This window comes from Bacillus sp. 166amftsu, assembly GCF_900107445.1.
GTDB lineage: Bacteria > Bacillota > Bacilli > Bacillales > Bacillaceae_G > Bacillus_A > Bacillus_A arachidis.
Genome location: NZ_FNQA01000018.1, coordinates 15866 through 37359 on the forward strand (window position 1 = coordinate 15866; position 21494 = coordinate 37359).

At 32.5% G+C, this 21494-nt stretch carries 20 protein-coding genes; all 20 read left to right on the forward strand.

Features of this window, described 5'->3' with window-relative positions; all coding sequences use genetic code 11:
• Positions 1-261 precede the first annotated feature (261 nt).
• Positions 262-960 (forward strand): YveK family protein, encoded by a 699-nt coding sequence (locus tag BLV40_RS23160; RefSeq protein ID WP_026591896.1) that lies wholly within the window; start codon positions 262-264, stop codon positions 958-960.
• Complete coding sequence (locus BLV40_RS23165) at positions 950-1609, forward strand: CpsD/CapB family tyrosine-protein kinase (protein ID WP_090694332.1); 660 nt, start codon at positions 950-952, stop codon at positions 1607-1609. Before BLV40_RS23160 ends, BLV40_RS23165 begins: the two co-directional genes overlap by 11 nt.
• Before the next feature lie 387 nt (positions 1610-1996).
• On the forward strand, positions 1997-3811 hold the full coding sequence (locus BLV40_RS23170; RefSeq protein ID WP_090694336.1) for a polysaccharide biosynthesis protein: 1815 nt from the start codon (positions 1997-1999) through the stop codon (positions 3809-3811).
• A gap of 104 nt (positions 3812-3915) precedes the next feature.
• The gene (locus tag BLV40_RS23175) at positions 3916-5082 is read left to right on the forward strand and encodes a glycosyltransferase family 4 protein (protein WP_090694339.1); all 1167 of its coding nucleotides are present in this window, start codon (positions 3916-3918) and stop codon (positions 5080-5082) included.
• A complete protein-coding gene (locus tag BLV40_RS23180; protein ID WP_026591900.1) occupies positions 5045-6112 on the forward strand; it encodes a glycosyltransferase in 1068 nt (355 codons plus the stop codon). Before BLV40_RS23175 ends, BLV40_RS23180 begins: the two co-directional genes overlap by 38 nt.
• Before the next feature lie 11 nt (positions 6113-6123).
• Positions 6124-7236: a glycosyltransferase family 1 protein gene (locus BLV40_RS23185; RefSeq protein ID WP_090694342.1), complete on the forward strand. Its 1113-nt coding sequence runs from the start codon at positions 6124-6126 to the stop codon at positions 7234-7236.
• Positions 7237-7263: 27 nt separating this feature from the next.
• Positions 7264-8166 carry a glycosyltransferase family 2 protein gene (locus BLV40_RS23190; RefSeq protein ID WP_026591902.1) on the forward strand — a complete coding sequence of 301 codons (903 nt, stop codon included), beginning with the start codon at positions 7264-7266 and terminating at the stop codon, positions 8164-8166.
• A 151-nt stretch (positions 8167-8317) separates the two neighbouring features.
• Positions 8318-9385, forward strand: coding sequence for an EpsG family protein (locus BLV40_RS23195; protein ID WP_026591903.1), 1068 nt, complete (start codon positions 8318-8320; stop codon positions 9383-9385).
• Positions 9386-9445: 60 nt separating this feature from the next.
• On the forward strand, positions 9446-10213 hold the full coding sequence (locus BLV40_RS23200) for a glycosyltransferase family 32 protein (protein WP_026591904.1): 768 nt from the start codon (positions 9446-9448) through the stop codon (positions 10211-10213).
• The gene (locus tag BLV40_RS23205) at positions 10206-10823 is read left to right on the forward strand and encodes an acyltransferase (protein WP_090694346.1); all 618 of its coding nucleotides are present in this window, start codon (positions 10206-10208) and stop codon (positions 10821-10823) included. The genes BLV40_RS23200 and BLV40_RS23205 overlap by 8 nt, the downstream gene beginning before the upstream one ends.
• Positions 10824-10908: 85 nt before the next feature.
• Positions 10909-12111 (forward strand): glycosyltransferase, encoded by a 1203-nt coding sequence (locus BLV40_RS23210; RefSeq protein ID WP_026591906.1) that lies wholly within the window; start codon positions 10909-10911, stop codon positions 12109-12111.
• Between the two features lie 240 nt (positions 12112-12351).
• On the forward strand, positions 12352-13383 hold the full coding sequence (locus BLV40_RS23220) for a glycosyltransferase (protein WP_090694348.1): 1032 nt from the start codon (positions 12352-12354) through the stop codon (positions 13381-13383).
• Positions 13384-13401: 18 nt separating this feature from the next.
• Positions 13402-14562, forward strand: coding sequence for a polysaccharide pyruvyl transferase family protein (locus BLV40_RS23225; RefSeq protein ID WP_090694352.1), 1161 nt, complete (start codon positions 13402-13404; stop codon positions 14560-14562).
• A 14-nt stretch (positions 14563-14576) separates the two neighbouring features.
• Complete coding sequence (locus tag BLV40_RS23230) at positions 14577-15767, forward strand: glycosyltransferase (protein WP_026591909.1); 1191 nt, start codon at positions 14577-14579, stop codon at positions 15765-15767.
• 12 nt (positions 15768-15779) lie between these two features.
• Positions 15780-16973 (forward strand): glycosyltransferase, encoded by a 1194-nt coding sequence (locus tag BLV40_RS23235; RefSeq protein ID WP_090694355.1) that lies wholly within the window; start codon positions 15780-15782, stop codon positions 16971-16973.
• 75 nt (positions 16974-17048) lie between these two features.
• Positions 17049-17255 carry a hypothetical protein gene (locus tag BLV40_RS29465; RefSeq protein WP_244525447.1) on the forward strand — a complete coding sequence of 69 codons (207 nt, stop codon included), beginning with the start codon at positions 17049-17051 and terminating at the stop codon, positions 17253-17255.
• Positions 17256-17320: 65 nt separating this feature from the next.
• Positions 17321-17500, forward strand: a complete 180-nt coding sequence (locus BLV40_RS29470) for an acyltransferase (RefSeq protein ID WP_244525448.1) — start codon at positions 17321-17323, stop codon at positions 17498-17500.
• A 120-nt stretch (positions 17501-17620) separates the two neighbouring features.
• On the forward strand, positions 17621-18802 hold the full coding sequence (locus BLV40_RS23245; RefSeq protein ID WP_026591911.1) for a glycoside hydrolase family 88 protein: 1182 nt from the start codon (positions 17621-17623) through the stop codon (positions 18800-18802).
• A gap of 203 nt (positions 18803-19005) precedes the next feature.
• Positions 19006-19887, forward strand: coding sequence for a glycosyltransferase family 2 protein (locus tag BLV40_RS23250; protein WP_026591912.1), 882 nt, complete (start codon positions 19006-19008; stop codon positions 19885-19887).
• Between the two features lies 1 nt (position 19888).
• On the forward strand, positions 19889-21436 hold the full coding sequence (locus tag BLV40_RS23255; protein ID WP_090694358.1) for a lipopolysaccharide biosynthesis protein: 1548 nt from the start codon (positions 19889-19891) through the stop codon (positions 21434-21436).
• Positions 21437-21494: the final 58 nt, after the last annotated feature.

Genomic DNA, 21494 nt, shown 5'->3' on the forward strand with positions numbered 1-21494 from the left:
TCTATGTGGATGATACTAACACTAATTCCTTCGTATTGTGACATGAAATAATGTAACAATACGAAGGAATTTTTGAGGAGTTATTCATGCTTTAGGGTCAGTCATTGTAATAAAAATTAGAAGTGATTTTGTACATTTTTAAATAATTGAAAATATGTATATTTGGATGGTGATTTGTAAATATATTCAAATGTAAAATAAATGATGTTGTTCAATATATATTTAACTTCATTTTTAATTAAATAATAGTGGAGGGGAAGTATGGAGAAGGAAATAAATTTAAAAAGTTTGTTTAATGTTATAAAAAGAAGATTTTGGATTATCGCAGTAATCACACTATTGGCCGGATTCGTTGGTGGGATATACAGTTTTTTTATGAAAACGCCTTTATATTCGTCTTCCGCAAGGATCCTTATTCCGGCAAATGCTGAAACAATGGGTACACTTAAAGTGATGATTAAAGAACCTGTTGTTTTAGAAAAAGTAGTTCAGCAACTAAATTTGAAAAAATCAGCAGGCGCATTAAGCGGGCAGATAAATGTTGGAAAGGTAGAAGAATCGCAGGTTATCACTATAACAGCTGTAGATACTAATCCAGTACAGGCTGCTCAAATTGCTAATGTTACAGCAAATGTTTATAAAGAAGAAGTAAAATCTGTTATGAATTTTGGAGGTGTTCGTGTCTTAACAGAAGCGAACGAAAAAGGAAATCCTTCACCAATAAATTTAAATCATGCAGGTACGATAGAGCTGGCCATGGCTGTCGCATTTATATTGAGTATAGGGATCGTTTTCTTATTAGATTCCCTTGATGAAACAATTAAATCCGAACGTGATATTGAGAAGTTACTACCGATCCCTATTTTGGGAAGTGTTTCCCAAATGAAAAAAAATAACATAGTAGATCAAAACAGTAAGAAAGAAAGTGTAATGGTAGGAGGAAAAACATTTGATTCTTAATAAAAAACAAAGTCGTCCTCTTGATAATAGTAATTTGATTGCGCATACAGCTCCGAATTCGAAGGTTGCTGAGGAATATCGAACAATTCGTACTAATCTTCAGTTTGTATCTGAAGCAGATAAAAAAAGAACTATAATAATTACTTCTCCTGGATATGGGGAAGGGAAAACCATTACTGTGGCAAATTTGGCGGTTTCTATGGCCCAGCAGGATGAAAAGGTCTTAGTCATTGATGCGGATTTAAGAACTTCAGAATTACATAAAATTTTTGGAATAGAAAATAGATCGGGATTAACAAATGTTCTAGAGGGGAAAGTAACGCTAGAGAAGGCGGTAATTCAGACGAAAATCAAAAATGTGCATGTTTTAACAAGTGGTTCTGAAGTTAATAATCCGGCTGAGCTGCTTAGCTTACCATCCATGCAAGATTTAATTAACAAAGTAATCGAACAATATGACGTTATTTTATTTGATTCTTCACCTCTTCTGGAAGTAACAGACACGAGTATACTAGCTAGTCAGTGTGATGGTGTATTGTTGGTATTAAATTGCAATAAAACTGCTAGTGAAGCAGTAGTTGAAGCAGAAAGAGTGTTAGGTTTAAGCAACAGTAGGTTTCTAGGAGCTATTTTGAATAAAAAGGTATAAGAGATTTATTCAAATCAGTTATGCGGGAGATGCTCGTACAGTACTTTTTAGCCCATGGGGTAAGGAGGAAGGACATTCTTCGGTAGAGAATGAAAGGTCACCTATAAAAAAAAGTATAGGGTACGGTGATGTCTCCTTACCGCTATCAATGGAGGCACTCGATTATGCTGTGGGTTAAAAGACCTTAGACGTTAGTCGTCAAGAGCGTGATGTGAGGGAGGGTTAAATGCCCGTATTTATTTGAAGTTTCTGTCTAGAAAGTCTTTTTGAAGGATCTTGTAGACAGGAACTTTGTATTAGTTATTCATTTATTTCCTTCATTAAATCTTTAGTTGGGTATATATAAATAAAAATATCAGTTGCAAAAAATTGAGAGAGGGGCTTATTATGACGTATCATCAAAGGTTGTTTCTATTAATTTTAATAGATTCCTTAATTGTATTAACCACGATTTTCTTTAGTCGCTTTTTAGTAAGTGCTGATTTCCATGTCATAACATTGCCTATTGTAGTAAGTGCACTGACCTTGCTTCTTAGCCATCATGTTTTTTCTTTTATTTATAAGTTATATAAAAAAGCATGGGAGTATGCAAGTATAGGCGAACTATTCATTGTTTTGAAAGCAGTTACACTTTCTGTTATCACAACAGCAGTAGTACAACAGATATTGCTCCATGATATTTATTTCCGTCTGCTTGTTGTAACGTGGATGATTCATGTTTTACTGATTGGAGGATCACGCTTTCTATGGCGAATATTTAGAGATGCATATATTAAAAAGGGTGACGACAAAAAAAGAACAATGATTATTGGGGCAGGTTCTGCGGGAGCAATGGTTGTACGACAGCTTTTGAATAATAATGAAACAGAATTACTGCCTGTTGCCTTCATCGATGACAATATAAAGAAACATGGATTGGATATTCTTGGGGTACCAGTAATCGGAGGGGTTAAACGTATTGAATCTGCTGTTCAGCAATTAGATATTGATAATATCATAATAGCAATTCCGTCGCTTAGCAAGAAAGCATTAAATACGATTTTCCAAGAATGTTCCAAGACAAAAATAAAAACACAAATTCTCCCAAGGTTAGAGGATTTAATGACTGGGAAGGTTTCAGTAAATGAATTTCGTGATGTTCAGGTAGAAGATTTATTAGGGCGTGAACCTGTTGAATTAGATATTGAAAGTATTTCAGGTTTCATTACTGATAAAGTTATTTTGGTAACTGGTGCCGGTGGTTCAATTGGATCTGAAATTTGTCGTCAAATCGCAAAATTTAATCCAAAACAATTGGTTTTATTAGGCCATGGGGAAAATAGTATCTATTCTATTGAAATGGAATTAAAAGAGCTATACAGTGACACCGATATTATCTTTACTACAGAAATTGCTGATGTACAGGATGATATGAAAATGATGTCAGTCATGAGTCAATATCATCCTCAAGTTGTTTATCACGCTGCTGCACATAAGCATGTACCCTTAATGGAACGTAATCCTGAAGAAGCGGTAAAAAATAATTTGATTGGGACAACAAACGTAGCAAAAGCAGCAAGTTGGCATGGCGTTGAGACGTTTGTAATGATTTCTACAGATAAAGCTGTGAATCCTACGAGTGTAATGGGAGCGACAAAAAGGCTTGCTGAAATGGTAATCCAAAACTTAGATAAAACAAGTAGTACGAAATTTGTGGCTGTACGATTTGGAAATGTATTAGGGAGCCGTGGTAGTGTTATACCACTGTTCAAAAAGCAAATTAAGCAAGGGGGACCAGTGACTGTCACTGATCCAAAAATGATTCGTTACTTTATGACAATTCCAGAGGCATCTAAACTTGTAATACAAGCCGGGGCATTAGCTAAAGGTGGGGAGATATTCATTTTGGATATGGGTGATCCTGTCAAAATAGTGGATCTTGCGAAAAACTTAATTACATTATCTGGACATTCATTAGATGAGATACAAATAAAGTTCACTGGAATGAGACCTGGAGAGAAGCTTTTTGAAGAGTTGTTGAAAAAAGAGGAAGTACATGAGCAACAAATCCATCCTAAAATTTATATAGGTAAAAGGTCTGATCTTTACATAAAAGAAATCGAAGAAATTATTCAAACATATCATAATATTGAGAAATCAGAATTAAGAGAAGAGCTATTGAAATTGGCAAATAGTCGTATAGTTCTGCAAAATATAGTATGAATGTCAATTTGAGTACGTGTGCGTAGATACGCATTTTATTATTTAGAAAAATGAAGTATGTGCAAGTTGGTTAGACAGATTATAACGAGTGTAGGGTGATATATGTGAGAAATAAAGTATTATTCTGTGCAACAGTTGATTTTCATTTTAAAGCTTTTCACTTGCCGTATATGAAATGGTTTAAAGAACAAGGGTGGGAAGTTCATGTTGCTGCTGCTGGCAACATGGAACTTCCCTACGTGGATAAGAAGTATGAAATTTCTATCCAAAGATCACCTTTGCAGTTCAAAAATATTAAGGCTTATAAAGAATTGAAAGCTATTATTAATGAAAATGGATACAAAATTATTCATTGCCATACACCAATGGGGGGCGTGATTACACGTTTAGCGGCAAGAAATGCTAGGAAATATGGAACGAAGGTTTTATATACTGCTCACGGGTTCCATTTTTGTAAAGGTGCCCCGCTTATAAATTGGTTATTATATTATCCCATTGAAAAAATAATGGCAAATTACACAGACTGCCTGATAACAATAAATCAAGAGGATTATAATCTGGCTGTTCAGCGGCGTTTCAAAGCAGTTAAAATTGAACAGGTTCACGGAGTGGGAGTAGATACAGAATACTTTAAACCAGTTGATGAGATTCAAAAGCTTTGTATAAGGAGTGAGATGGGATATAAACCTAATGATTTCTTGATGTTCTATGCGGCTGAGTTTAATAAAAATAAAAATCAACAATTTTTGATTCGGTCATTGGCTTTAATAAAGGATATTGTCCCAAACGCAAAGCTCCTATTAGCTGGAAACGGTCCCTTACTAGAGGATTGTAAAGACTTGGCCAAACAAATTGGCGTATATGAAATGGTGGACTTTCTTGGTTATCGGAATGATATCCCGAAATTTTTACCAGCCTGCGATATTGCGGTTGCATCGAGTCTTCGCGAAGGTTTACCGGTTAATATTATGGAGGCAATGGCTTGTGGGTTGCCAATAATTGCAAGTGAGAATAGGGGACATTTGGAGCTTGTAGAAGATGAAGTAAATGGTCATATCATTTCCAATCAAGATGCTCAAGTGTTTGCTTTAAAAGTAGTAGAGATGAGCAAGTCAAAGGAATTACTTGTAAAAATGGGTATTGAAAGTAAGCGGAAAGTACATAAATATTCGATTATTCAAGTTAAATCGGAATTGAGTTCTATTTATGGGAAATATATTCTGGAGGAAACGGATGAAGCCGAAAGTAAGTATAATAGTTCCTGTCTATAATGTTGAAAATTTATTAGGAAGATGTTTAAACAGCTTAATATCACAAACACTTGAAGATATCGAAATCATCGTGGTAAACGATGGCTCAACAGATAAGAGTGCAAATATACTTAATGAGTATGCAAAGAAAGATAAAAGGATTATAGTGATTGAAAAAGAAAATGGTGGTGTTTCTTCAGCAAGAAATGCAGGTATACAAACTGCGAGCGGGGAATATATTGGGTTTGTTGATCCGGATGATTGGATAGACATGGAAATGTATGAAACCTTGTATAAGGAAGCAGTTCAAGGTAAAGCAGACGTTGTTATGTGTACATATACTCGTGAATTTGGAAGTCATTCAAAAGAGAAGAAATTTGATCTTCCTGAAAAAATTTGTTATGAAGGCGAAGAAATTAAAGCAAATGTAATGAGACGTTTAATCGGTCCTATAAATGAAGAAATGGGAAATCCAGAATTCTTAGATGCGTGGGGCACTGTTTGGTCAAAGCTTTATCGTTCTGCGGTTATTAAAGAAAATGCTATTCAGTTTGTGGATTTGAGTTATATTGGTACAAATGAAGATTCATTATTTAATATACAGGTGTTTTATTATATAGATCATTTTGTTTTCTTAAACGAGCCATTTTATCATTATTGGAAAACAAATACGGCTTCGGTGACATCTAATTATAAATCGGAATTGATGAACCAATGGTTTAACCTGTATGACATCATCGAGAGATTTTTAAAAGATAAGGGGCTATCAGGGAATTTCCAATTAGCTTTAAATAATCGTATTTGTCTTAATACGCTCGGACTTGGTCTGAATACAATCAGTAAAAGTAATCGTGTATCTCCATTAACGAAATTTAATATATTAAGTAAAATACTGAATGATAATCGTATAAAACGTTCTTTTAAACAATTAGAAATGAATTACTTTCCGATTGTTTGGAAGGCGTTTTACTTTTGTGTAAAATACAGATTTACTGCAGGATATTATTTCATGTTAGTGGCAATAGATTCACTCAGAAAGATGATTAGATAGGGGTGGTACTCTTGAAACCTATTCGTATACTTCAAGTAGTTACCGTCATGAATCGTGGCGGGCTTGAAACTATGTTGATGAATTATTATCGAAGAATAGATCGCAGTAAGATTCAATTTGATTTTATGGTACATAGAACAGATAAGGGACATTATGATGATGAAATTGAGGAGCTTGGTGGAAAAATTTATCGAATGCCACAGATACGCCCTGGAAATTATCGACGTTACTTTAAATTGCTCAATGAGTTCTTTGCTACTAATCCTGAGTATAAAGTAGTACATTCCCATATCAATGAGAACAGTAGTTTTGTATTAAGAGCAGCAAAAAATGCAGGTGTTCCGTGCCGTATTGCTCACAGTCATTTGAGTGATTTAGGTATCGACATAAAACTTCCTTTTCGATTATATGCACGATTCACAATGAAAGAAAATCCGACTGCATATTTTGCATGTTCAAAAAAAGCAGGGGAATGGTTGTTTGGGAAGAAAAGAGCAAACTCTAATGAAGTAAAAGTTCTAAATAACGCAGTGAATGCTGCAGAATTTAAATATAACGAAAGTAACAGAAATAAGGTAAGAGAAGAAATTGGAGCAAACGATAATACGTTAGTTATCGGGCATGTAGGAAGATTCAATAAGCAAAAAAATCATGAATTTTTAATAGATATTTTCCATGCTGTACATAAAAAGAACCCAGAATCCATACTGGTTCTCATAGGAGAGGGTACTCTACATGCAAGCATTGAAAAAAAAGTCGCTGACTTAGGATTGTCTTCTAAAGTCAGATTTCTAGGAACTAGAACTGATATCCCGCAATTGATGCAAGGATTTGATGTTTTTCTATTTCCATCGCTTTTTGAAGGCTTGCCAGTTGTACTAGTGGAAGCACAGGCTGCTGGTTTAAATTGTGTGGTGTCTGATGCAATTACTAGTGAATCTAACTTGACTGGTCGAATGAAATTCATGAGCTTAAAGAGTTCAACGGAATTATGGGCAGATTCAATTCTTTCCTTATCATTAGAGCATGAGGATACAACAAATGTCATGCAAAATAAGGGCTATGATACGGCTACTATGGCAAATTGGCTGACAGATTACTATTATGCACATGCCTATAAATAATAAAAATTTGATGCAGGAGGGGTTGCAATGACACAACTCTTAACCATTTTTACGCCTACATATAATCGTGCATATACCCTTCATTTATGTTACGAAAGTTTAAAGAGACAAAAATGTAAAGATTTTATTTGGTTAATTATTGATGATGGCTCTACTGATAACACAAAGGAACTTATAGATACTTGGATTGCAGAAGATGTCGTTCCCATTCGTTATCATTACCAAGAAAATCAAGGTATGCACGGAGCACACAATACCGCTTATGAATTAATTGATACAGAGCTAAATGTTTGTATAGACTCGGATGATTATATGGCTGAAGATGCAGTTGAAAAGATTGCTTCATTTTGGAAGACACATGGAAGTAAGAAGTTTGCTGGAATAGTCGGTTTGGATGCGAAACAGAATGGGGAGATCATTGGAACAAAAATGCCATCTAATATTCAGGCTTCCACACTATCAGGTTTGTATGGTCTTCATGGGGTTAGAGGCGATAAGAAACTAGTTTATCGTTCGGAATTGACAAAAAAATCTTTGCCATATCCTATATTTTCAGGAGAAAAGTACTGTCCGCTCAGTTATAAGTATATTTTAATTGATCAACAATGTCCTTTACTTATTATGAACGAAGTCTTATGCCATGTGGAATATTTAGATGATGGTTCAAGCATGAACATGATTAAACAATATAAGAAAAATCCGCGTGGGTTTTTATTCTTCAGGAAGGTTGCTATGAAGTATGCTCCTTCTTTTAAGGAGAGATTTCGAGAATCCATACATTATGTATCGAGTAATCTAATGATTAGAAATTATGCTTTTCTTAAAGAATCACCATGTAAGGGTACGACTCTCTTGGCGATACCTTTCGGGATTCTTCTCTATCTTTATATACAGAATACGAGTAATAAAACCATTTCGAAGCGTCATTAGGAAGGTAAAGACATGCGGGTAATTGCTGTTTAAGGTTGCAATCATTGGCTGATGAGTCTGTTGATATATTTATGTATAAATATATCTATTTTTTCAGTGTCTTTGCTTGTCTAAGTTACTTGCTTGTTTGCTGTGTGGAAGGAGTTATGGAATGACTATATTATGGATAAACCTTTTTGTAGTTTACATTTTATCTTTTTTTGCAAGGTATTCTGCAAAGAGCATGAGCAACGGGATCGTTCCGGTTCAACCAAATAAGATGCTTAGTTTCTTGGCAATGGCATCTCTTGTTATTGTATCGGGACTTAGAAATAATATTGGTGATACTTATTTTTACATGTATTCCTATGCCCACAATGAATTCAGTTGGAGCAATATTGATTTTTCAGGGGATTTTGGATTTGATATTTTACAGATGTTTCTGCAACATTTCTCAAAAGATCCGCAGATCATGATATTTTTTGTCGCTTTAGTAACAAATGTATTAATTGTAATAACTCTTTATAAATACTCCCGAATGTTTGAATTAGCTTTATTTGTATATATTACAGGTGGAATGTATTTGGTATCCATGAATGGAATCAGACAATTTTTAGCAGCATCCATTGTCTTTCTGGCCACGAAATATATTTTTAATGGAAATTGGAAAAAATATATTTTAATTGTACTTTTAGCAGCTATGATTCATAAGTCAGCGCTTATCTTAATCCCAATTTATTTTTTGGTTAGGAGAAAGGCTTGGGCTTGGGATACGTATGTATTGCTGTTCTTTTCGGTCATTATAGTAATTGGTTTTAACCAATTCTCATCCGCTTTGTTTTCGGCATTAGAATCAACTCAGTATGGACACTATAAGAACTTTGCAGAGGGAGGAGCAAATGTATTACGTGTTGCAGTTAGTGCTGTGCCAATAGTTATTGCATATCTTGGCAGAGAAAAATTAAGAGAAGTCTTTCCGAAAAGTGATTACATTGTAAACATGTCTTTAATTGGTTTAGTGTTTATGATTATTTCAACGCAAAATTGGATATTTGCAAGATTTACCATTTATTTCAGTTTATATCAATTAATTTTAATTTCATGGATTGTTGTATTATTTTCTAAAAAGGATAGGAAGTTTGTATATTACGGCCTTTTATTATGTTATCTCATTTATTATTTTTATGAGAATGTAATAAGTTTAGGTATCATTTATACAAGTAAATATATATCTTTATAGATTTTTAAGTAACCCCTACTTTTAAGTATAAATTTAAGCATATCGGGGAGAGTGTATCAATTGGAGAACGTGAGGAAAATTCCATCAATCATACATTATTGTTGGTTTGGTGGTGGAGAGAAACCTGAGATCGTACAAAAATGCATAGATAGCTGGAAGAGGAACCTCCCAGAATATGAAATTATTGAGTGGAATGAAAAAAATTTTGACATAGAATGTAACCTATATGTCAAAGAAGCCTATGATGCGAAAAAATTTGCATTTGTAAGTGATTATGTAAGAGTATATGTTCTTTATAAGTTTGGAGGTATTTATTTAGATACTGATGTAGAGGTATTTAAACCTTTTGATAATATGCTTCATCATGATTCATTTTGGGGATTTGAACAAGAAAATTATATAGCTACAAGTACTATAGGGGCTATGAAAGGAAATAAGTTAATTAAAACATTTTTGGATTCATATGAAGGGAAAGAGTTCATCAAAGAAGATGGAAAACATGATGAATTAACCAATGTGGCTATTGTAACGAATATACTAAAAAATGCAGGGTTAAAATTAAATGGAGAATATCAAGAAATAAGCGGTATGGGGGCCTTTTATCCACAAACTTATTTTTCTCCATATGATTATATCAATTGCAGAAAATTTATAACTGAAAATACATATGCAATGCATCATTTTTATAAAAGTTGGTTGCCGCCCAAAGTAAGAATCAAGGGTAATATAAAATTGATCTTAGCGAAAATAATAGGTGGAAATAATATTGCTAGGCTAAGAAAGTACATAATAGGAAAAAAAGGTTTTAAGGAGAATACACATGATTAATGTATTCAAGAAAATTATTCAAACAATAGTTGCAGAAAGCCGTAATAGAGGGCTGTACTTTACTGTACTAATGAATATTTCACATGTAATTGGTGCATTAAGAGGTGCCTTCTATAAGGTAATATATTTTCGTAATATAAAGTGTTCAATCTTTTTTCTCCAAGCAAATAGCAAGATTGAGATCTTTAATAAGCGTTCAAAAGTTAATATTGGAAAGTTTGTATTTGTAAGAAAGAATGCCAGCATGAGACTGGATTTTGACGGAGTATTAGATATAGAAGAAAAAGTGTTTATTAATGATAACTGTAATATCAACTGTGTAAATAGAATATCGATTGGAAGAGGTACAAAGATAGGACCCAATGTGTGCATTAATGACCACGATCATAATTATAAAGACCCTACAGATGGTCATCTGGTAAAAGGTGAAGTAAAGATAGGGAAGAATGTTTGGATTGGTTCTAATGTAGTTATATTGAAGGATACTGTTATAGGCGATAATACCGTAATAGCTGCCGGAAGCGTTGTAAAAGGGCGTATTCCTTCTAATACGCTATTTGTGAATAAAAGAGAGAATATCTGTATTGATCGCACTAGTTTAAGCAGCTAATGAAAAGTTTATTCCATATGAATTCACATACTACGATTGCTTTCATTTACTTACATCAAAACAAAACATGAATGTGAGGAAGCGTATGAAAAAAAATGTTTTAATCTCTATCTATGATATGGAGATAGGTGGAATAGAGAGAAGTCTAATTAATATGTTGGAAAGCTTCGACTATGATACATACAACATAGATTTATTGATTTTTAATCATAGCGGAGAGTTCTTAAATCTAGTACCTAATAAAGTTAACGTACTACCACAGATAGGTGGATATACCGTCTTTAGGAAGTCAATTGTGCAATGTATACGTGGAGGATATTTTGGGGCAGTAATCACAAGAATAATCAGTAAGTATATGGCAGGCAGAATATCAAAAAAGAGACAGTTAAAGGAAGGTTCGGGATATATTCAGATGCAACTTGTGTCAAAATATGCAGCATATTTTTTGCCTAAACAGAAAAAAAAATATGACGTTGCGATTAGTTACGCATGGCCACACGATGTTTTAGCTGATAATGTCAGCGCTGATAGGAAGGTTGCTTGGATTCATACAGATTATAGCACACTAGAAATTGATAATAAAATTGATTTTTCTATGTGGAATAAATTTGATTACATAGCATCTATATCAGACGAATGTACAAAGACGTTTTTAACTGTATATCCATCGCTAAAAAATAAAATTGTACAAATAGAAAATATTACTTCACCCCAATTTATTCGAAATATGGCTGAAAGCACTGTGAATTTTAATAAAAAAAATAACGATACCTTTAATATTTTATCGGTTGGAAGGTTGTCATATGCGAAAGGGTTTGATGTTGCTATACAAGCTCTTAAAGCATTACATAATAAAGGATTAAACAATATAAAATGGTATGTGATAGGATACGGATCGGATGAATCTATCCTTAAAGAACTGATAATGGAACAACAGTTAGAAGACAGTTTTATACTATTAGGCAAACAAACTAATCCATATCCGTATATGAAGTTATGTGATTTATACGTTCAACCGTCCAGATATGAGGGAAAGGCAGTTACGGTTACGGAAGCTAAAATCCTTGAAAAGCCTATATTGATAACTAATTATCCTACTGCGGCCAGTCAATTGGATGATGGAATTGAAGGCGTTATATGTGATTCAAGTGTAGAGGGGTTAGTCGAAGGTATCGAAAATTTATATAGAGATGATGAGCTAAGGAAAACATTAATCAATAATTTGCGAGATCGAGATTATAGTAATAACGCTGAATTAAATAAGTTATATAAAATTATCCCGCATTAACGGGCAGTAAGACCCCCACCTCAAAATTCGGCAAAAACAAAGAAGTTAGGTGGGAGATCAACGGCCCGTAAAAACCCGATTGGTTCAACTAATAATCATTGGGGGATGAAGAAAATCCTCAATGATTAAAGTTCCACTTTATAAGCGCCTAACCAATTCATACATCAAGTATAGGGGATAATAATAGAGGTGTATTTATGATAGTGGCGTAAGAGATTTCCCATAAAGGTGTGATTAGGCATGAGCCAAAAAGTAAGTGTAATAATACCAGTTTATAACGTAGAAAAATATATCACTCAGTGCATAGAGTCACTTTTAAATCAAACACTTCAAGAGTGTGAGTTTATATTTATTAATGATGGTTCAACAGATAACAGCAGAGAAATAATTGAGAAGTATAAGGAATTAGATGACCGGATTATACTTATCAATCAAAGAAATCAAGGTGTAAGTGTTGCTAGAAATAGGGGCTTACATTTAGCGGTTGGGGAATATGTTGGATTTGTTGATGCTGATGATTCTGTAAAAAGAGATATGTATAGGGTGTTATATAATTCGGTAAAAGAAAGTAATTGTGATGTAGTTATATCAAATTTCGAGAGTGAAACAGAAGGGCATAAGGTAACTACAAAATATCCATTTCCTATAGATACTGTTCTCAAAAGGGATTATATAGATCGAGAATTATTACCTTATTTTCTGAAGGCAGATAACTTGAATACCGTTGTAAATAAGATTTATCGAAATAATGTAATCAAGGAAAATGACGTTAAATTTCCAAATGGAATTGCATTGGGGGAAGATGGAATGTTTAACGTTGAATTCTTTAGTGTTGCAACCCGTATGAAATATATCAATTATGCAGGTTATCATTATAGGGAAGTAGCTGGTAGTGCTACTAGAAATATATCGAAAAGAGATTACTTTCAGAGGGCTGTAGAAGTATATACTATGGAATTGCCTAAAATATATACTGATAAATTTAATAAAGTAAAAATAGATCAATTAAAATCAATAAAGTTTATTAATAGTGTAATGTCCTATATACACGTTTATTTTACACCGTCTAAAGATGTAAGTTTCAGTAAGCGGTATAAATACGTAAAAAGTATGATACGAAATAAACATGTGAGAGAGGCACTACCTATATATTATAGTGAAATTTATAGCAAGCTAGGAAGATATGAGCGGCTAATAATAAATTTAATAAAGAGACAATCAACGGTTGGGTTATATTGCGTCACAGCCTACAGTAGATTTAGAAATAAATAATAGTGAGGGAGTTTAAGTATGAAAATCATGATGTTTGCCCATGGCGGAAGTCTGAATAGAGGGTGTGAGGCTATTGTTCGTTCCTCTACTAATATCATAAAAGAAGAGGTAGATGAAGCAAAGATATATTTGATATCAAGTAAGCCTGAAACAGATAGGATTATAACAAAGTTAGATGGAATATATGATGGTTCTACTAAGAGTATAGCAAAGTACTCATATGATTGGTGGATGGCTTTACTTAAAGTAAAAATGTTTAATGATGAATCTTATGCAATAGCTAAAATGGAAGATAATATAATTAAACATATAAAGAATATGGATGTATGCTTATCTATAGGCGGAGATAATTATTGTTACGGGGAGCAGCCTGCATTGTATGAAATAGATAAAAAAGTAAAAGCAGCAGGAAAGAAGTTAGTGTTATGGGGATGTTCTATAGGTGAAGAGGATATGTCGGAGAGAAAGTTAGGTGACTTAAAACAGTTTGATTTAATATTAGCTCGTGAAACTCTTACCTATAATATGTTGAAAAACAAGGGACTGAATAATGTTAAATTGTGTGCAGATCCTGCATTTACCATGGAGAAAGAAGAGTTGGAATTACCTAAAGGATGGCAAGAGGAAAATACAATAGGTCTTAATTTTAGTCCACTTGTATGGAATAGAAATAAGGATTCACAAGTTGCGGTAAGAGATTTAATTAATCATATACTAGATACTACAGATTCAACAATTGCCCTCACACCGCATGTTATGCAGGATGGGAATAATGATTATGAGGTTCTGCATACATATTATGAGGAATTTAAAAATACAGGTAGGGTAATTATATTACCAAACAATTTAAATGCAATACAATATAAAGGCTATATAGCTAGGATGCGATTCTTTATAGGAGCTAGAACACATGCCACGATAGCGGCTTACTCAAACTGTGTTCCAACTATGGTATTGGGATACAGTATAAAATCGAAGGGAATAGCTAAAGACTTATTTGGAGAAGAGAAATTAGTCTTAAATATAGAAGAAATATCTAATAGTAATAAATTAAAAGCTAAATTCGATGAGATGGTAAGAGAAGAAGATCAATTAAAACGAAAACTAGAGCAAACTATGCCTAATATTAAAAGAATGTCATATAAAGCGGTAGAATACTTACAAGAATTAGCTAAGTAAATCGAGGTTATATTATGAAAAAAAATTTATTATTTGTTATGCCTAGTCTATCTGCTGGTGGTGGAGAAAAAAGTCTGGTAAATTTACTATCCCAAATAGATTATCAGTTATATAATGTGGATTTATTTTTGTTTAACCATGAAGGTATATTTATGGAATTTGTACCAAAAGATGTACAAATTTTGCCTATACCAGAAGCATATAAGACGTTTACTTTACCTTTGTTTAAATCGGTCAAAGCATTTTTATTAAAAGGAGAAATATCACTAGCATATAATAGATGTATGTTCACTATGAAGAATAGAATAGGAAAAAATACATCGATAAAGGAACAATGCAGCTGGAAATATATTGCTAAGTCTTTAAATGAAATTGAGAAACAGTATGATGCTACTATAGGGTTCTTAGAAAAAACCGCTACATATTTTTGTGTAGATAAGGTGAAAGCACATAAAAAAATAGGATGGGTACACATTGATTATAATAAATTAGGAATGGATTCGAACTTTGATGTTTTGTACTTCAAAAAGCTAAACAATATAGTTACAGTATCGGAAGAGTGTGCCAACATTCTAAAAAATAGATTTCCTAATCAAAAAGATGAAATAAGTGTTATTTACAATATTGTATCACCGACAATGATACATAAAATGGCTAATCAAGAAAATAAGGATGTTTATGTTAAGCAAGATAATGAAATTATTATCCTTTCGATAGGTAGGTTGCACTATCAAAAAGGCTTTGAAATGGCTATAGAATCCTGTAAGAAATTAATAGATAAAGGATACAAAATAAAGTGGAATATTATAGGTGAGGGGGAAGAAAGAGAACAACTGACTAATTTGATAAAAGCAAATAAATTAGAAAATAATTTCAAATTGTTAGGGTTAAAATCTAATCCTTACCCGTATATAAAACAAGCAGATATTTATGCACAGACATCTAAATTTGAAGGGAAATCTATAGCAATTGATGAGGCAAAAATATTGAATAAGCCTATACTTGTTACTGATTTTAGTACTGCGAAAGATCAAATTGACAACGAGATAAATGGATTAATTGTAGACATGAAACCAGAGGCTATTGCAGAAGGAATTGAGAGACTTATAAAAGATATAAAACTAAAGAAAACATTAGTAAGTAACCTTTCGAAAGAGAAATTAGGAACGGAAGAAGAAATATATAAGTTATATGAAATTCTATAATGGGTGAAGTTCATGAAAAAAAATATATTATTTATAATGAATAATCTAAATTGTGGTGGGGCTGAAAAAGCCCTAATTTCTTTATTGGAAGTTATAGATTATTCTAAATACAAAGTAGATTTATTTTTATTTAAGCATGAAGGAATATTTATAAATAAGTTACCAAAAGAAGTCACTGTATTACCAGAACCGATAAAATATAAATATTTTGATATGCCCATAAAAAAGTCTTTTACAGAATTAATAAAAATAGGAGATTTTAAAACGATATTTTCTAGAGGGGTATTAGGTTATCTGGCTAAGACAGAAACAAATGGGGCTATAATTGAACAAAAAATATGGAAATATATGTCAAACTCGATAGGTAAAATCAATGAGGAATACGATGTAGCTATAGGATTCCAGGAAAAAAACCCTATATATTTCTGTGTAGACAAGGTAAAAGCAAAAAAAAAGATTGGATGGATACACACGGATTATAACAAATTAGGGATTGATTATAGCAAAGAAAAATTTTATTTTGGTAAACTGGATCATATAGTGACTGTATCAGAAGAACTAGTAAATATTTTAAAAGAAAATTTTCCTGAACATGCAAAAAAAATTGGATGTATACACAATATAGTTTCTTCCAGAATGATAAGGAAAATGTCATTAGAGAAAGTTGATTTTAAAGAAGAGAACGATAGAAGTATATCATTAATTTCGGTAGGAAGATTGGCTAAAGAAAAGGGATTAGATATCTCTTTAGAAGCATTTAATATACTCATAAAAAAAGGGTACGATCTTACATGGTATTTGATTGGAGAAGGCAACGTAAGAGAAGAACTTGAAAGAATTATAAAGGAAGAAAAACTGGAGAAAAGAGTAAAATTATTAGGTGTAAAAGAAAATCCATATCCATACATAAAACAAGCAGATATATATATGCAAACATCCAGATATGAAGGTAAATCTATTTCTATAGATGAGGCAAAAATACTGGCAAAGCCAATATTAATTACTAATTTTGAGACAGCTAATAATCATATAAGAAATAATATCAATGGAGTAATTGCAGAGATGACCCCTATGTCAGTGGCAAATCATCTTGAGTTATTAATAAGAGAAGAAAAGTTAAGAAGTAAGTTTATCGATAATCTCAAGAAAGAAGAATTGGGGACAGAAGATGAAGTGGATCATTTGTATAACTTAATAAATGGTTAAATGTAGCATTTAAAAATAAGTTAAATAATACATCCATTGGAGGCCATTATGTTTAGTCGGGTAAAAAAATCCTAAATGGTAAAATTAGGAATCATATCCCTTGAAGATTTAACAGTAGAAGCGTGTGTGCAAAGAGTTATGAAGATAGGGAAAAATTGTAGTGGATTAGCTGAAAGTACAATTGACTATGCTCATTGTTGGCTAATAGAAATAGGTGATAATGTTACATTTGCCCCCAAGTATATCTCCTTGCACATGACGCCAGTACGAAACGATATTTAGATTATACAAAAATAGCGAAAATAAAAATAGAAGACAATGTATTTGTAGGAGCAAGGGCCTTAATTATGCCTGGGATTACAATAGGGAAAAATGCTATTGTGGCTGCGGGAAGTGTAGTAACAAAATCAGTTCCAGAAGGGTATATTGTTGGGGGAAATCCAGCGGAAATTATAGGGAAAACAAAAGATTATATCAATAGGCACAAATTAAATCTAGAGACAGCACATCGTTATGATAAAAGCTAGACAATAGGTGAGAATATCACGCTAGATATGTGTACCAAAATGTCAGAAGCATTAGGTAGTACTGTTGGATATGTTAAATAAGTATTTAAATTATTTTTACATTGAAAGGGCAATATAAAGATGATATTTCAAATTTTGAGTTGCATTGTAATTTTTATTATTTTAATGATTATTACCATAGATGTAGTACCTGTAATAAAAGATTGGGTACTGAGAATTCATATGGGGAGATATGAGGATAAATCCATATGGAATAACACTATAACGAAAAAAGGGTCTAAGTGGTTACTAAACACACCAAAAATAAAAGTAACAGACAATACAAGATTAGTTGTATTAGATATGCTGAAAGGAAATTATACGAAAAGTACGATACAACATTGGCAAGAAGCATCATTAGTATTAGGTTTATCTGAGTATTTAAGACATAATGATGATAAGGAAATGAAATATGAGATTGAAAAATTTTTGAATTCAAAATTTGATAGTAGTGGTCAATGGCTAGAAAAACCTAAGCATATAGATGGAGCTATACTCGCTTACGCTATTATGAAATTGGATCATATCGACATAAACAAATATAAAAAGGCATTAGATTATACATGGGAAATGATTAAAGATCATATAGGTGAAGACGGCACAGTAGAATATAGGAAGTTTATGAAGAGCTACAGATATGTAGATACTATAGGATTTATATGCCCCTTTTTAGTTTGTTATGGTACTAGATATAACGAGGAAGAATGTATAGATTTAGCAGTGAAACAAATTAGGGAGTATGAAAAGTACGGAATGTTACATAAACATTCGCTACCATGTCATGTCTACAAGATAGAGAATAAAGTCCCTCTTGGATTATATGGATGGGGAAGAGGTCTTGGTTGGTTTGCTATTGGTCTTATAGATGCTTGGAATGAATTGCCCCAAGATAGTAAATATAAATTATCACTTGAGGAGAGTGTTAAAAGGTTTGCGAAAACTGCAATGAGTTTTCAACAAGATAATGGAAGTTGGAATTGGACTGTAACTAGAAATGAGAGTAGGCCTGATTCTTCTGCTACAGCTACACTTGGATGGTTTATGTTAAATGCTTCAAAGATAGATGAAATTTCAAGTGAATGCATGGATAGTGTAGAGAGAGCTATGCATTATTTAATGCAAGTTACAAGAAAAGATGGGGCAGTTGAATTTTCCCAAGGAGATACAAAGGATATAGGAGTATATTCTACATTGTTTAATATTCTGCCTTTTACCCAAGGATTTTGTATGAGGAGCATTAATTTATATTTAAATAAAAATTAAGTATAAATAATGTATAAGATAGGTTTTTATAAATTAGATGGATATGTTAGGAAGTTAATAATTTTGGTTGAATAAAGTAAGACATGATTTCCCGCCAGTAGAGTAAAATCTGTGGTGCTTTTTTTATGGGGAAATGGGATAAAAAGGTGAAAGTAATAGATTATATGAGAAGTAAGCAAGGTTCATACAAAGGATGATTATAAATGAGAATAACAGTATTCACCCCAACGTATAACAGAGGATATATTATAGAGAAATTATACAGATCATTACAGGAGCAAACGTATAGAAATTTTGAATGGTTAGTCATTGATGATGGATCAAGTGATAATACAGAGGAATTATTTAAAGTGTGGAAATTAGAAGAAAATTCATTTTCCATACGATACTATAAAGTTGAAAATGGAGGAAAACATAGAGCAATTAACAAGGGTGTTGATTTGGCTGAAGGAGAAATGTTTTTTATCGTAGATTCCGATGATCATGTTACGGAGGATGCATTAGAAAGTATAGTAGAATGGGAAAATAGTTTGGAGGATAAAAAATTATTTTGTGGTGTTTCTGGTAATAGGGGAGGGAGCAGTAAGGATTTTTTAGGAACAACGTTTAAAGGTGAATATGTTGATGCAACTTCACTTGAACGGAATAAATACAATATAACAGGAGATAAAGCTGAAGCCTTTTATACCGATATACTAAGGAAATACAAGTTTCATGAGTTTGAAGGGGAAAAATTTATGACAGAGGCTACGGTATGGAATCGGATGGCTTATGAAGGTTATAAAATAAGATGGTTTAATAAGACAATATATATATGTAATTATTTAGAAGATGGTTTAACAAAAAATATGAGGGATATATTTGCTAAAAGTCCGAAAGGTACCGCATATTACATAAATCAGCAAATTGAATTTTATAAGTGTGGCCTGAAAGGGAAATTATCCTATTATAATTTATATTATGATTTTGTTAAGTCTAATTTAAATGTAAAGAAAGCCGCAGAGCATTTGGGGATTCATTCGTTTACTTTAATATCAGCTATCTTGTTGGCTACATGTAAAAAATCTATATCAAGAAGGTTTTAATATGAGAGTAAAAAATTCCCTAATTAATATATCTGCTGGAATCGGAAATCAAATCATTGTCACATCTTTAAGCTTTATTTCAAGAACCGTATTTATCAATAATCTGGGCATTGAATATCTAGGTATAAATGGATTTCTTACTAATATACTTTCTATGCTTTCGTTAGCGGAGGCAGGAATAGGTGCTAGTATAATGTACAGTCTTTATAAGCCGGTCGCAGAAAATGATCAAGAAAAAATCAACATACTTATGAGATTGTATCGGAAAGCATATATGGTAATTGCCTTGATTGTCTTGTTACTCGGTTTGTCCTTAATGCCGTTTCTTGGATACTTTATTAAAGATTCCAATGTTGAAAATATTCATTGGATTTACCTTATATTTTTATTCAATACAGTTGCTCCTTATCTGTACATGCATAAGAATTCGTTTTTAAGTGTTTCTCAGAAGGGCTATATTGTAACAGGAATATATTCCATATCTTCAATTGTATCTGCTTGTCTCAAAATTGGAATACTTCACTTTACAAAAAATTATATTTTATATTTAGTTATCGACAGTATGATAACAGTTACTACTAGCATTGCTTTGGCAATCATAGTCAACAGGATGTACCCGTTTTTAAAAGATAAAGTTTCGGGTGTATTAGATGCTGAAACTAAAGATAAAATTGTTAAGAATGTGAAAGCAATTGTGTTGCAAAACATAGGAAATTACTTAGTATTAGGTACCGATAACATTATCATATCTTCATTTATTAGTGTAGCAGCAGTTGGACTGTATTCTAACTACAGTATGTTAATAGACATTTGTAGGAATTTTACTTATCAAATTTTTAATAATACATACCATAGTGTAGGGAATTTAGTAGCAAAAGAAAGTATAGAGAAGGTTTATAGTGTGTATAAGGTCTATATGCTTTTGAATTTTTGGTTATACTCATTCTTCTCTATATTATTATGTATTATAATGGAGCCCTTTATCACTTTATGGATTGGATCAGAGTATCTTATGAGTAAAAGTGTGTTGTTTGTATTAGTAATTATTTTTTATGAAAGAGGCATGAGGAACTCCATAACAACTGTGAAAACTACAGCGGGTGTTTTTCATGAGGATAGATATGCACCTTTGTTTCAAGCTGCTGTCAACCTAGCTTTTTCCATCGTACTAGTTAAATATCTGGGGATAATGGGTGTATTTCTTGGTACCCTTGTAAGTGTGATTACTGTTCCTTTCTGGCTTACCCCTTATTTAGTATACAAAAATGTATTTAATAGGCCTGTAATGGATTATTTCTTAAAATACGCCTACTACGCAGCAATAGGCATAGGAACGTATTTTATTACAAGTTTTGCGAGCAATTTCACGTTATCAAGCAATTTCTTGGAGTTATTGTTAAAGGGAATCATATGTATCATAGTTCCTAATGTGATTTATATATTGATTTTTCATAAAACAACGGAATTTAAATATTTATTTGGGATTATTAGAGGGATTTCACAAAAGTTATTAAAAAAATTTAAGTTAAATAAGGGGATTCCCTCCTAATTCGAATCAAAGTGTTGTTATATGCTATTAACACGTGTTTTAAGGGGAAAATTCAAGA